This window comes from Streptomyces sp. NPDC030991 (genome assembly GCF_055571235.1).
Genome location: NZ_JBVIFR010000021.1, coordinates 1 through 13,247 on the forward strand (window position 1 = coordinate 1; position 13,247 = coordinate 13,247).

The following is a 13,247-nucleotide window of genomic DNA, read 5'->3' on the forward strand; positions in this document are numbered from 1 at the left end:
ACGCCCGGTTACATTCCGAACCCGGAAGCTAAGCCTTACAGCGCCGATGGTACTGCAGGGGGGACCCTGTGGGAGAGTAGGACGCCGCCGAACTATTTGTAGAGAAAACCCCCGTCCGGGGATACCGGACGGGGGTTTTCTGCGTTTTAGGGGATGGAAATGAGTGCTGTTGTCTCGGGCCCCGCCTGGTCGGCGGGGCTATCCAATTCAGAGACGGCCGGCTGACTTCAGAGACAGGTAGGCATCCGCGAGAGCGGGAGCCAACTCTGCAGGCGTCGCGTCCACGACCGTGACGCCGTGACGAGTGAGCTTGTCAGCCGTGCGGAGACGCTCCGCCTTCGCCTGCGCTGCTGAAGCCGCGTTGTAGATGGCATCCGTTGTGCCACGGGACGCGGCCATCGTCTCGATCGCCGGATCCGCGACGGAGGCCACGATCACCGTGTGGCGTTTGGTCAGGCGGGCCAGGACCGGAAGGAGGCCCTCCTCGACGGGGGCCGCCTCCAGGGACGTAAGAAGGACGATGAGGGAGCGGCGTGGGGCCGTGTGCAGGGCTGTGGCGGTGAGGCCGCGGGCGTCTGTCTCGACCAACTCCGGCTCGAGCGGGGCCATGGCGTTGACCAGCGCCGGGAGGACTTCGCCGGCCGTGCGGCCCTGGACCAGGGCGCGGACGCGGCGATCGTAGGCGAGCAGGTCCACGCGGTCTCCGGCGCGGGAGGCCAGAGCTCCCAGGAGGAGGGCCGCGTCCATCGAGGCGTCGAGGCGGGGCGCGTCGCCCACGCGGCCCGCCGAGGTGCGGCCCGTGTCGAGGACCAGCAGGATGTGCCGGTCGCGTTCCGGGCGCCAGGTGCGGACGGCCACGGATGACTGGCGGGCAGTCGCGCGCCAGTCGATGGAACGGGTGTCGTCCCCGGGTACGTACTCGCGCAAGCTGTCGAACTCGGTGCCCTCGCCCCTGGTCAGGACGCTGGTGCGGCCGTCGAGTTCGCGCAGGCGGGCCAGTTTGGAGGGGAGGTGCTTACGGCTGTGGAAAGGCGGCAGGACGCGGACCGTCCAGGGGACGGCGTGGGTGCCCTGGCGGGTGAACAGGCCGAGGGGGCCGTAGGAGCTGACGGTCACGCGGTCCGCTCGGCGGTCGCCTCTGCGGGTGGGCAGGAGGCGGGTCGTGACGCGGCGGCGTTCGCCCGCGGGGATCGTCACGCGGTGGCGGGACGCGTCGTACTCCGTGCCCGGTCGCCAGGCGCTGGGGGGCCAGGCGTCGCGGAGCCGCGCGCGCAGCAGGCGGCGCGAGGGGTTGGTGAGGGTGAGGGTGACGTCGGCCGGGTCTCCGAGGCGTACGGAAGTGTCGCCGGAGCGGGTCAGGCGCAGGCGGCGTACGGGGGCGGCCAGGGCGAAGTCGCAGGCGCAGGCCAGGGCCAGGGGGGCGTTGACGGCGAGGATGCCCGTCCAGCTGGGCTCCCAGATCCCGATGGGGAGGGAGCCCAGGGCGGCGAGCAGGGCCGTACGTCCGGTGAGGGCCATGTCGTGTGGTCTCCGGCCTTGTCAGCGGGGGACGGGGACGTGGGTGAGGAGCGCGTTGATCACCGAGTCCGGGGTGACGCCTTCCATTTCCGCCTCCGGGCGCAGTTGGACGCGGTGGCGGAGGGTGGGGAGGGCGAGGGCTTTGACGTCGTCGGGGATGACGTAGTCGCGGCCGGTCAGCCAGGCCCAGGCGCGGGCCGTCGAGAGCAGAGCGGTGGCGCCTCGCGGAGAGACGCCGAGGGTGAGCGACGGGGATTCGCGGGTCGCCCGGCAGATGTCGACGACGTACGCCGTGATCTCCGGGGAGATCGTGGTCTTCGCGACCGCGGAACGGGCCGCTTCGAGGTCTGCCGCCGAGGCCACCGGGCGGATGCCCGCCGCGTGCAGGTCGCGGGGGTTGAAGCCGGCCGCGTGGCGGTTCAGGACGTCGATCTCGTCCTGCCGGGTGGGCAGGGGGACGTTCAACTTAAGCAGGAAGCGGTCCAGTTGGGCCTCGGGGAGGGGGTACGTGCCTTCGTACTCGACCGGGTTCTGGGTCGCCACGACCACGAACGGGTCCGGGAGCGGGCGCGGGGTGCCGTCGACCGTGATCTGGCGCTCCTCCATCGCTTCGAGGAGCGAGGACTGGGTCTTGGGCGGGGTGCGGTTGATCTCGTCCGCGAGGAGGAGGTTGGTGAACGCCGGGCCCGGCTGGAAGGAGAACCGGGAGGTGTGGGTGTCGTAGACGAGGGAGCCCGTGACATCGCTGGGCATCAGGTCCGGGGTGAACTGGACGCGCTTGGTGTCGAGTTCGAGGGATGCGGCGAGTGCTCGCACAAGAAGCGTTTTTGCTACGCCGGGGACTCCTTCGAGCAGGACGTGGCCGCGGCAGAGGAGAGCCACGACCAGGCCCGTGACGGTGGGGTCCTGGCCGACCACGGCCTTGGCGATCTCGGCGCGCAGGGCTTCCAAAGACGCCCTTGAGCTGCGGGGATCGGTCGTGGGCCCGGCATTGTCAGTGGTCGGGTCCATCATGAATGGCGTACCTCTCTTTCGAGGGCGTCGAGGTGGTCGGCGAGTGCGATGAGCGCTGCGTCGGTCGCGGGTGGCGGGCCGAAGAGGAGGGTGTGCAGGTCCTGGGCGGGCGTGGGGAGTTGGCGCGCCAGGGCCGGGAGGAAGGTCTCGGGCGTGTGTGCCTGGGACGGGGGGATGCCGATGAGGGGGGCGAGCTTGGTGCGGGTGGAGATACGCAGCGCCGTGGCGGCGCGGTCGCGGGCGTTCGCCTTGCGGTAGAGGCGGGCGCGGCCTTCGACGGTTTCGGAGGCGCGGATCGCGACGGGCAGGCGCTCGGCGACCAGGGGGCCCAGGCGGCGTGCGCGCCACAGGGCGGCGAGGGCTGCCGCGACGAAGAGTTGAAGGGTGCCCCAGAGCCAGCCCGAGGGGATCAGGTCGAGGAAGCTGCGGTCGTTCTGTGCGTCGCCGGCCGCGGTGTCGTCCGAGAGGGAGGGGAGGTACCAGACCAAGTGGGTGCGGGTACCGAGGAGTTGGAGAGCGAGCGAGGTGTTGCCCTGCTCGTCGATGGTGTCGTTGAGAAGGATGTCGGGGGAGCCGAGGATCACGGTGTCGCCGCTGGCGGTGGCCGAGGGGAGGCGCAGGAGTGTCGGGGCGCCGTCGCTCGGATAGCAGGCGTCGCCGGAGCCGGCGTCCGGCACGTCATAGCGGTGGCCGCCCGTGTCGGCGGGGCCGGCGCGGCGGGCCGCAGGCAGGTCGCAGCCGGGGGCGAGCGTGGTGTCGGTGCTGGGCGCGGGGTCCGCGGTGACCCCGGGGGCGAGCCGGCCGACCGATGCGGCGCCGGGGGCGACGAGGAGCGTACGGCCGCCGGAGTCGTCGGTCGCGGCCCGGAGTTGCTCCTGCTGGTGCGGGGTGAGCAGGTCGGGGACGGCGACCAGGAGGGTGGTGTCGCGGTCGGTCGCGGCGCGGGCCTCGGCGGTCGTGGTGACCAGGCGGGTGTCCACGCCGCGGTCGGCGAGGAGTTCGGCGACGGCCCGGCTGCCGTACTGGTCGGCGGAGCGCGGGTCGAGCGTGCCGTGCTTCTCTCCGGAGCGGACGGCCGCGATGGCGACGCCGGCTGCCAGGAGGAGGACCAGGGCCAGGGCGATGCCTCGCGTGCGGGTCCAGATCTGGCGGGCCGTGGGCGTCACGGAGGTGGAGTCAGAGGCGGGGGCCAGAGGTGGCGGGGCCACCGTGAGCGTGGCAGTGGCAGTGGCAGTGGCAGTGGCAGTGGCAGTGGGCGCGGGCGTGGGCGGCGCGGCGGTGGCTGGCCGCGCGTCTTCTTGGTTGCCGTTGCCGCTGTCGTGGCTGTCGTGGCCAGGGTTCGGGGTGCGGGGTGCGGTCACCGGGCCGCTCCCGGGGTGGCGGCCAGGGACGGGGGCGTGCGCTCCACCTCGGTGTCCAGGGCGGTCAGGCGCTGGTACGTGGCGGGGGTCGCGGCGCGGCCGCCGTACGCGACGTCGTCGAAGTCGCGGGCTGCCGCGTGCAGGCGCTCCGCGTGCCCGGGGAGCGGCCGGGCCGCTTCGGTGGCGGCCTCGTCGGCGGTGCGGCCGGGGCGCGGGTCCAGCAGGGCGCGTTCCTCGAGGGAGCGGACGAGGGCGCGCATCCGCTCCTGCACGGCCTGGTTCCAGTGGCCCTGGGCGGCGTGCGCGTCGGCGGCCGAGCGGTGTTCGGCTGCGCTGCGCGGGCGGTCGTCGAAGAGGGGTGCGGCGGTGGCGGGGGAGCGGTGCGGGGTGCCGAGGCGCCACCACAGGGCGATCGCCACGGCCACGACGGCGAGCAGGATCACGACCAGGCCGAGCGTGCCGCCCGGAGCGGCGCCGGAGGCGGCGGAGAACAGCTTGTCGACCCACTCCCAGAACTTGTTCAGGGCGCGGATGAACCAGCTCGGGTCGTTCTCGTGGTACGCGGGCCTGGACAGCTCCCGCTCGGCCGCTTCCCGCGCGGCGTCGCGCGGGATCGTCACCGGTGGCTCGTCGCCGGTGCTCGTCAGCCGGGACGTGGCGGTGAGCACTCCCCCTGGCGCGCTCACCGCATCAGCTCCCCGGGGTGGCGCCAGGGGTGTCCCCGTAGCCCTGGAGGCCCGCAGCGCGGGCGAGTTCGATGTCGAGGGCCTCGCGGCGGATGCGCTGGTCTATGTAGAGCAGCACGGTGACGCCCGCGGTGATCGGGAAGGTGATGGTGGAGCCGACCACCGCGCCGATGCCGCTGATGATCAGGAAGGTCCAGCCCACATCGGTGCCGGCGTCGAGGAAGCTGCCCATGCCGTCGCCGCTGACCGCTCCGGCGACGAGGCTGAAGGGGACCAGGATGATCGACGCCACGACGCCGGCGATGATCGACGCGAGGATCTGGATGCCGAAGACCCGCCACCACGAGCCGCGGACGAGCTTCGTGGAGCGGCTCATCGCCTTGCGGACGGTCTGCTTCTCCAGCATCAGCGCGGGCGAGGCGAGCGAGAAGCGGATCATGAGCCAGATCGCGACCACGAGCCCGGCGAGGCCGCCGATGACCGCGAGGGCGAGGCCGCCGTCCGACGAGCCGAGCGCGATGAGGAGGAGGCCGGGGACCGTGCCGACCAGCACGACGAGGGCGGCGATCAGCGGCAGCAGCAGCGTCAGACCGAGCAGTTTGAGGACCTGAGGCCGGGCGTCGCGCCACGCCTCTCCCGTGGTGACCGACGTGCCGATCACGGCGCGGCTGGTGACCGTGGTGAGCAGGGCCGTGGCGATGATCGTGCCGAGGAGCGTGACGACCTGGACCACGCCGGAGCCGGCCAGTATTCCGCCCATGGCGCGGGTGACCTCGGAGGCGCTGGCGCTGGGGTCGTCGAGGGCGTCGGTGGTCGAGTCGCTGAGGACGAAGCCCTGGAGGAGGACGACGAGGAGCTCGGTGAGTACGGCGACGGCGAGCGAGATGCCGAGGACGGTGCGCCAGTGGGTGCGCATCGTGGAGACGGCGCCGTCGAGGATCTCGCCGACGCCGAGCGGGCGCAGCGGGATGACGCCGGGCTTGGCGGCGCTCGGCGGGCCGCCCCAGCCGCCGGACCCCCACTGGCCGCCGCCGGGTGCCTGGCCCCAGCCTTGGCCGCCCCAGCCCTGACCGCCCCAGCCCTGACGGTTCTGGCCCTGGCCGTCCTGGCCGGGGGCCGGCGGAGGTGGCGGTGTCTGGTCGGGAGCGGGACCGGAGCCGGGAGCGGGCGAGCCGGAGGGGGCGGACCACTGGGCGGGCGGCGGCTGCTCCTTGGACCACTGGGGGCCCTGGCTCGCGGCATCCTGCGGCTCGGCACCCTGGGCGTCGCCGCCCTGCCCGTCCCGGCGGTTGCCGTCGGGGCCGTCGGAGGGGGCGGATCCGGGCGATGCCCAGCCCGGAGAGTCGTTCATCGTCGCTCCTTCAAGGTGCCCGTCCGCGGTCGCGGCGGCAGGTTGGCTGCCATCGTGCCATGGGGCGGGGGCCAGGTGACCTGGGCCCGTAGAGGCTGGACACCTTCAATTGTCGGGCCTGTACGGGGCAGACTGAGTAGATGGCTGATCAGTACGCGCAAAACGGCGAGGACATACGGCCCAGCGAGGACATACAGCCCAAGGCCATCGACATACCGGCGATCCGGTGGGAGGAACCGGCCGAGGGACCGGTTCTGGTGGTGCTCGACCAGACACGGTTGCCGGCCGAGGAGGTCGAGCTGGTGTGCACGGATCCGCAAGGGCTCGTGCAGGCGATCCGCTCCCTGTCCGTGCGCGGTGCTCCGCTGCTCGGCATCGCCGGGGCCTACGGGGTGGCGCTCGCGGCTGCCCGGGGGTTCGACGTACGGGATGCCGCGGACGCGCTGGCCGGGGCGCGGCCCACCGCGGTCAATCTCGGGTACGGCGTGCGCCGTGCGCAGGAGGCGTACCGTGCCGCGCTCGCGGACGGGACGGGCGGCGAGACGGCCGTGCGGGAGCGGGCCGCCGCTGCGGCGCTCGCCGCCGCGCGGGCGCTGCACCAGGAGGACGCCGCGGCCAGCACCAAGATGGCCGAGCACGGGCTGCGGCTGCTCGATGAGCTGCTGCCGGGTGGCAACCATCGGATCCTGACGCACTGCAACACCGGGGCGCTGGTCTCCGGCGGGGAGGGCACCGCCTTCGCCGTCGCGCTCGCCGCGCACCGGGTGGGGCGACTGCGCCGGCTGTGGGTGGACGAGACGCGGCCGCTGCTCCAGGGCGCACGGCTGACCGCGTACGAGGCCGCACGCAACGGGATGGCGTACACACTGCTCACGGACAACGCCGCCGGGTCGCTCTTCGCCGCAGGTGAGGTGGATGCCGTGCTCATCGGGGCGGACCGGATCGCCGCCGACGGTTCGGTGGCCAACAAGGTGGGGAGCTATCCGCTCGCCGTGCTGGCGCGCTATCACCACGTGCCGTTCATCGTGGTGGCGCCGGTGACGACCGTGGATCCGGCGACTCCCGACGGGGCGTCCATCGAGGTGGAGCAGCGGGCGGGCCATGAAGTGACGGAGGTCACGGCGCCTCAGGCGCCGCTGGCCGGGATGGAGGCAGGTGGCGGAATTCCGGTGGCACCACTGGGAACGCAGGCGTACAACCCCGCGTTCGACGTGACGCCGCCGGAGCTGGTGACGGCAATCGTCACCGAGTGGGGCGTTGTTTCGCCTGTGACAGGTGCGAGTCTGGGTGAGCTGTGTTCCAGGTCACGCCAGGTAACGATGAGCTAATGGGATGATGTGGTCCATGAAGGGACGAGTCCTTGTCGTCGACGACGACACCGCACTGGCCGAGATGCTCGGCATTGTGCTGCGTGGTGAAGGTTTTGAGCCGTCGTTCGTAGCTGACGGCGACAAGGCGCTGGCCGCTTTCCGTGAGACCAAGCCCGATCTGGTTCTCCTCGACCTGATGCTGCCCGGTAGGGACGGCATCGAGGTGTGCCGCCTGATCAGGGCGGAGTCCGGGGTACCGATCGTGATGCTCACGGCCAAGAGCGACACCGTCGATGTGGTCGTGGGCCTGGAGTCGGGCGCTGACGACTACATCGTGAAGCCGTTCAAGCCGAAGGAGCTCGTGGCCCGTATACGGGCGCGGCTGCGGAGGTCGGAGGAGCCCGCCCCCGAGCAGTTGGCCATAGGTGACCTGGTCATCGATGTGGCCGGGCACTCGGTGAAGCGGGACGGGCAGTCGATCGCGCTGACGCCGCTGGAGTTCGACCTGCTGGTCGCTCTCGCGCGCAAGCCGTGGCAGGTGTTCACGCGTGAGGTACTCCTGGAGCAGGTGTGGGGCTACCGGCACGCGGCGGACACCCGTCTGGTCAACGTGCACGTGCAGCGGCTGCGTTCGAAGGTCGAGAAGGACCCCGAGCGTCCGGAGATCGTGGTGACCGTCCGTGGCGTCGGTTACAAGGCCGGACCGAGCTGACGTGACCCGGGACAGTGCCGCTTCGGCGTCCGGGAAACCGGGATCTCGGCCGGAGCGGCCTGTGGGCACGGCGGCCGGGCGTGGCTCCTGGCTGCGCCGGGTCATGGACAGCGGACTGCTGCTCCAGGGCGGGATGAACGGCAGCCCGGTGCTGCGTCTGTTCACGCGCTGGGTGCGGCGTCCGCTGTTGCCCGCGATGCGGCTGTGGCGGCGCAACATCCAGCTGAAGGTGGTCGTCACGACGCTGCTGATGTCGCTCGGTGTCGTGCTGCTGCTCGGCATCGTCGTCATCGGCTCGGTGCGTAACGGGCTGCTCGACGCGAAGGTGAAGGCGTCGCAGAGCCAGGCCGAGGGCGGTTTCCGCGCGGCCAAGGACAAGGCGGACTCGGCCGTGGCCGGGGTGCGCGGCGGCACGTCCGACGACAGCCGCACCAATCAGATTCCCAACAGCTGGCTGAACGATCTCGTCGCCCAGCTCTCCAGCGGTGGCAAGGGCGCCTTCGATGTGGTGACGCTCAGCCCCGGCGACACGGACAGCGGCAACGGGCGGGGGCCGCGAGGCTCCGGTGGCGTGGTGCCGGACCGCAGCGTGCCCGACGACCTGCGCGCGCGGGTCGACCGGATGACCGGCGCGTCGCAGGAGTACGCCCGGATCGTCTACGACGGGGACGAGGAGTCGCAGCCCGGCCTGGTCATCGGCAAGCGGCTCACCGACCCGCAGGGCCATGCCTACCAGCTGTACTACCTCTTCCCGCTGACCCAGGAGGAGAAATCCCTGGGGCTGGTGAAGGGCACGCTCGCGACGGCGGGGCTCTTCGTGGTGGTGCTGCTCGGCGCCATCGCCTGGCTCGTCGTACGGCAGGTCGTGACGCCCGTGCGGATGGCGGCCGGAGTGGCCGAGCGGCTCTCCGCGGGGCGTCTCCAGGAACGTATGAAGGTGACCGGCGAGGACGACATCGCGCGGCTCGGCGAAGCCTTCAACAAGATGGCGCAGAACCTGCATCTGAAGATCCAGCAGCTGGAGGACCTGTCCCGGATGCAGCGGCGGTTCGTCTCCGACGTGAGTCATGAGCTGCGGACGCCGCTGACGACCGTACGGATGGCCGCCGATGTCATCCACGAGGCGCGGGCCGACTTCGATCCGGTGACGGCGCGCTCCGCGGAGCTGCTCGCCGATCAGCTGGACCGGTTCGAGTCGTTGCTGGCCGACCTGCTGGAGATCAGCCGGTTCGACGCCGGTGCGGCCGCGCTGGAGGCCGAGCCGATAGATCTGCGCGAGGTCGTCCGCCGGGTCGTCGGGGGCGCCGAGCCGCTCGCCGAGCGCAAGGGCACGCATGTGCGTGTCGTCGGCGACGAGCAGCCGGTGGTGGCCGAGGCGGACGCGCGCCGCGTGGAGCGGGTCCTGCGCAACCTGGTCGTGAACGCCGTCGAGCACGGTGAGGGCAAGGATGTCGTGGTGCGGCTCGCGGCCGCGGGCGGCGCGGTCGCCGTGGCCGTGCGCGACTACGGGGTCGGGCTGAAGCCGGGCGAGGCGACGCGGGTGTTCAGCCGGTTCTGGCGGGCCGACCCGGCACGCGCGCGTACCACCGGCGGAACGGGCCTCGGCCTGTCGATCGCCCTTGAGGACGCGCGGCTGCACGGGGGCTGGTTGCAGGCGTGGGGCGAGCCGGGTGGTGGTTCGCAGTTCCGGCTCACCTTGCCGCGGACGGCCGACGAGCCGTTGCGCGGTTCGCCGATACCGCTGGAGCCGGAGGACTCGCGGCGCGGGCGTGGGACCGGTGACGCGGAGCCGCCGCCGGGCGCGGGCCGGAAGCTGGCGACGGTGCCGGCCCAGACGTCGCCCGGGGCGGCCCAGGCCCCGATAGCGCCGCGGCTCGCACAGTCCGCGGTGTCCGCGGACCCGACGGCGTTGCCGGGCAGCGGCTCGCGCGTGGTCTCCCGCGGCGGCATGAGCCAGGGCGACGGCCCGGCGGGTGTGCCGCGGCAGCCGGGCGATCGGGTGCCGCGTGCCGGTGAGACCGGCCGGGACGAGGCCGCGGGCGCGGCGGGGCGGGCCGGGAACGGTCGTGACGGCGAGCCGCGGGCCGACTCCGGTGCGTGGCGGGGGGACGTGGCTGTGGGCGGGCGGCACGTCCCGGATCCGGACGGGCGCGACGAGGGAAGTGGTGGCGGTCGTGGGTGAGCAGCGGGCTCCGCGGCGGTGGCGTGGGCTGCGGGCGGGGGCGTTGGCCGGGTGCGGTGCGGTCGTGCTCGCCGGGTGCGCGTCGATGCCGGACGGTGGCGGGCTCGAATCGGTCGAGGCGTCGCAGCGACCGGACTCTCAGGTGCGCGTCTTCGCGTTGCCGCCGCGGGACGGCGCCAGCCCCACGAGCGTCGTCGATGGCTTCCTGGAGGCCCTGACCAGCGACGATCCCTCGTATGCGATGGCTCGTAAGTACCTGACCCCGAAGGCGGCGAAGGGCTGGCGGCCCGGGCAGGAGACCGTCGTGCTCGCCGACGGACCCAGTGCGCGGCCCGTCGGGCGGCAGAACAGGGGGGACGAGGGGCAGTCCTTCAGGCTGTCGGGCCAGCAGGTCGCCACGGTCGACCAGCAGCAGGCGTACCAGCCGGGGGCGGGCCAGTACGACGCGAACCTGCACCTGTCCCTGGTCAAGACCGCCAAGGGCAACCAGTGGCGGATCGACAGCCTGCCGACGGGCGTCGTGCTCGGTGAGTCCGACTTCCAGCGGATCTACCAGTCCGTCAACAAGTACTACTACGCGGTGGATTCGGTCTCCGAGCCGGAGGCGCCGCAGAAGCAGCTCGTCGCCGACCCCGTCTTCGTACGGCAGTGGACGGATCCGTTGACGCAGACGGTCAAGGAGGTTCTAGCCGGGCCGACGCGCTGGCTGGACCGTGCGGTGCGGACGGCCTTCCCGACCGGCGCGGGGCTGAAGGACGGCGTGGAGTCGTTGGCCCCGGACGACGCGAACAAGCTGACGGTGCCGCTGAACAAGCACGCCGAGGCGGTCACTCCGACCAAGTGCAAGGAGATGGCGGCCCAACTGCTGTTCTCGTTGCGGGACTTGTCGTCGTCGAGTGTGGACGAGGTCGAGCTCAAGCGGGCCGACGGTCGTTACATGTGCGCCCTGAGCGAGTCCGAGGCCGACGCGCTGGTGGCGCCGCGCAGGTCTTCCGCCCTGGACGACCAGTACTTCCTGGACGCCAAGAGCCGCCTCGTGCGGATGCCAGGGAACAGCAGCTCCGACCGGGATCCGGCGCGGGTGCAGGGGCCGTTGGGCGAGGGCGAGCAGCCCCTGCGTTCCGTGGCGGTCTCCCGGGACCAGGAGCGCGCGGCGGGGGTGTCGGGCGACGGGCGGTCGCTGTATGTGGCGTCGTTCGTCAGCAGCGCCTCGCTGGGGGACGCGCTGGTGCGCAGCCGTGCCGCGGATGTGAAGGACGGTCTGTCGGCGCCCAGTTGGGACGGGCGCGGGGACCTGTGGGTGGCCGACCGGGACCCGAAGAACCCGCGGCTGCTGGTGTTCGGACAGGGCCTCGGCGACAAGATGCGCCAGGTCTCCGTGGAAGGGCTCGCCGACGGCGCCCGGATCGAGGCGGTGAAGATGTCCGCAGACGGTGCGCGGGCCGCGCTGCTGGTGCGGGAGAAGGGCACGATGGCGAAGAAGAGCACGACGTCGTTGCGGATCGGCAGGGTCGAGCGGCAGTCCGACGGGGAGGACGGCGTCGATTACTCGGTGGCCGATCTGCGCGTCGCGGCACCGGAGATGGAGGACGTCACGGCCGTGTCCTGGGCGGGCGGCAGCCGGCTCGTGGTGGTCGGCCGGGAGGCCGGTGAGCTGCAGCAGATGCGGTACGTGCAGTCCGACGGGTCCACCCCGACCGGACAGGCCCTGCCGGGGCTGACCCGGGTGAGCGAGATCGCGGCGTCCGAGGACGACCGGCTGCCGCTACTGGCGCACTCCGACGACGGGATCGTGCGGTTGCCCTCCGGGGCCGCGTGGCAGTCGGTGCTGAAGGAGGGCACGGCGCCGGTCTACCCGGGGTAGCGGGCGGGGCCTCCACCCGGGGCGGGCCTTTCCGGGGGCGGGGCCGCGCCGTCCGAGGCGGTCCGAACCGCCGAGCCGCCCAGTTGTCCACAGGCCGTTGTCCACAGGGGTGGTAGCCCGGCGTGCGGGTTGGCACAGTGGGGGTATGCGGGGGTGGTGGCAGGACCTTTCCGACCTGGTGCTGCCGGCTCAGTGCGCAGGCTGCGGCAGGGCTCGTACGTCGCTGTGCGCGCGGTGCTCGGTGGCGTTGCACGGCGCTGTGCCCCGCCGGGTGCGGCCGTGCCCGGAGCCGCCCGGGCTGCCCGTCGTGCACGCGGCCGCGCCGTACCGGGACGCCGTACGGTCCGCGCTCCTCGCCCACAAGGAGCGCGGCGCCCTCGGACTGGCCCGGCCGCTCGGCATGGCGCTCGCCGGGGCGGTACGCGAGGGGCTGCCCGGCCAGGGGCGCCCCGCCCGGGGCTCCGGCGGGCCTACAGGGCACGGTCAGCGGCTCACCGGCGCCGGTACGGCGATCGTCCCCGTGCCGTCCGCCCCCGGCGCCGTACGGGCGCGCGGGCACGATCCGATGCGGCGGATCGCGTACGCGGCGGCGGCCGAGCTGCGCCGGGCCGGGGTGCCGGCCCGCGTGCTCCCCGTGCTGCGGCAGCGGCGTGCGGTGGCCGACCAGGCGGGGCTCGACGCCGCGCAGCGGCTCGCCAACGTGACCGGTGCGCTGGAGGTGGCGGGCGGGAGCGGCGCGCTGTTCATGGAAATTGGCCGGATCGTGCTGGTCGACGACCTCATGACGACCGGTGCCTCGCTCGCGGAAGCGGCGCGCGCCCTGCGTGCGTCGAGGCGTCCGGCACCGGGTACCGGAGACGCCGGAGCGGGACGGGAACGCTCAGTGACAGATCCCGTAATGGCGGACCCGGACATGATCAGGGCGGCGGTGATCGCCGCTTCTCCGGATTCTTTCGAAATAAACCGGAACTGACCGTCGATCTGCGTCGTTGCAGGTAGTGAGAGGGTTATTTCATCTGAATGGAGGTACGAGTCGGTAGAGGGTGACGACATCCGTCCGGGCGAGATATGTTCGGATGTGAGGAACTTGGCCGAGAAAGTCAGTCACTGGGCCTCGCATTTCGGAATGCCGTGCCTTGGGATTGCGTGGAGATTCAGCAATCACCCGGGACGGTGGGGTGGAGATCTTGTCCGTGGGGGAGGAGGAGGTGGAAGTCACCGAGTCCGAGACTCCGGAAGTGGCCGGAGT

At 72.4% G+C, this 13,247-nt stretch carries 10 protein-coding genes and 1 rRNA gene; 6 read left to right on the plus strand and 5 right to left on the minus strand.

Features of this window, described 5'->3' with window-relative positions:
* Positions 1-93, plus strand: a 5S ribosomal RNA gene (rrf, locus tag ACZ45E_RS31030); the annotation flags it as partial.
* Positions 94-207: 114 nt separating this feature from the next.
* Here rrf and ACZ45E_RS31035 read toward each other — a convergent pair.
* The 5 genes from ACZ45E_RS31035 to ACZ45E_RS31055 all read right to left on the minus strand — a co-directional run bounded on the left by ACZ45E_RS31035 (position 208) and on the right by ACZ45E_RS31055 (position 5,930).
* Positions 208-1,518, minus strand: a complete 1,311-nt coding sequence (locus ACZ45E_RS31035; RefSeq protein ID WP_468227010.1) for a DUF58 domain-containing protein — start codon at positions 1,516-1,518, stop codon at positions 208-210.
* A 21-nt stretch (positions 1,519-1,539) separates the two neighbouring features.
* Positions 1,540-2,529: an AAA family ATPase gene (locus ACZ45E_RS31040; RefSeq protein WP_468227012.1), complete on the minus strand. Its 990-nt coding sequence runs from the start codon at positions 2,527-2,529 to the stop codon at positions 1,540-1,542.
* Positions 2,529-3,725 carry a DUF4350 domain-containing protein gene (locus ACZ45E_RS31045; RefSeq protein WP_468227298.1) on the minus strand — a complete coding sequence of 399 codons (1,197 nt, stop codon included), beginning with the start codon at positions 3,723-3,725 and terminating at the stop codon, positions 2,529-2,531. Before ACZ45E_RS31045 ends, ACZ45E_RS31040 begins: the two co-directional genes overlap by 1 nt.
* Positions 3,726-3,889: 164 nt before the next feature.
* Positions 3,890-4,579 (minus strand): DUF4129 domain-containing protein, encoded by a 690-nt coding sequence (locus tag ACZ45E_RS31050; protein WP_468227014.1) that lies wholly within the window; start codon positions 4,577-4,579, stop codon positions 3,890-3,892.
* A 4-nt stretch (positions 4,580-4,583) separates the two neighbouring features.
* Entirely contained in the window at positions 4,584-5,930 is a 1,347-nt protein-coding gene (locus tag ACZ45E_RS31055) for a DUF7847 domain-containing protein (protein ID WP_468227016.1), read from the minus strand.
* 140 nt (positions 5,931-6,070) lie between these two features.
* On the opposite strand from ACZ45E_RS31055, the gene mtnA reads away from it, so the two are divergent.
* The 5 genes from mtnA to ACZ45E_RS31080 all read left to right on the plus strand — a co-directional run bounded on the left by mtnA (position 6,071) and on the right by ACZ45E_RS31080 (position 12,971).
* Positions 6,071-7,258 (plus strand): S-methyl-5-thioribose-1-phosphate isomerase, encoded by a 1,188-nt coding sequence (mtnA, locus tag ACZ45E_RS31060; protein WP_468227019.1) that lies wholly within the window; start codon positions 6,071-6,073, stop codon positions 7,256-7,258.
* A gap of 4 nt (positions 7,259-7,262) precedes the next feature.
* Complete coding sequence (gene mtrA, locus ACZ45E_RS31065) at positions 7,263-7,952, plus strand: two-component system response regulator MtrA (protein WP_199836122.1); 690 nt, start codon at positions 7,263-7,265, stop codon at positions 7,950-7,952.
* A gap of 1 nt (position 7,953) precedes the next feature.
* Positions 7,954-10,134: an MtrAB system histidine kinase MtrB gene (gene mtrB, locus ACZ45E_RS31070; protein WP_468227023.1), complete on the plus strand. Its 2,181-nt coding sequence runs from the start codon at positions 7,954-7,956 to the stop codon at positions 10,132-10,134.
* The gene (locus tag ACZ45E_RS31075; protein ID WP_468227026.1) at positions 10,127-11,998 is read left to right on the plus strand and encodes an LpqB family beta-propeller domain-containing protein; all 1,872 of its coding nucleotides are present in this window, start codon (positions 10,127-10,129) and stop codon (positions 11,996-11,998) included. Before mtrB ends, ACZ45E_RS31075 begins: the two co-directional genes overlap by 8 nt.
* A 145-nt stretch (positions 11,999-12,143) precedes the next feature.
* Positions 12,144-12,971: a ComF family protein gene (locus ACZ45E_RS31080; protein ID WP_468227029.1), complete on the plus strand. Its 828-nt coding sequence runs from the start codon at positions 12,144-12,146 to the stop codon at positions 12,969-12,971.
* Positions 12,972-13,247: the final 276 nt, after the last annotated feature.